General features: G+C 73.2%; 1 protein-coding gene. It reads right to left on the bottom strand.

Going from position 1 to position 257, the window contains the following annotated elements:
* The coding region (locus ACZ6JE_RS15330; RefSeq protein WP_464319503.1) for a zeta toxin family protein at positions 1 to 257 on the bottom strand (257 nt) is incomplete at both ends.

The following is a 257-nucleotide window of genomic DNA, read 5'->3' on the forward strand; positions in this document are numbered from 1 at the left end:
CGACTGGTAGGCCACCGAGGCAGGGTCCTGGCCGGGCTGCAGCGGGCGCACGATGCGCGCCCCGGCCCGGTCGGCCCAGGTCGCGACCTGCTCGCCGGCCGCCGCACGGAAGGTGTCGGCCGCCCCGACGACCACCGACCGGTCGTAGTTGCGGAGGAACTTCGCGACCTTGCCGATCGTCGTCGTCTTGCCGACCCCGTTCACCCCGACCAGCAGCACGACCGCCGGGCGGTTGCTCAGCTTGAGGGTGGAGTCGA

It is taken from the genome of Frigoribacterium sp. AC759, assembly GCF_979256015.1.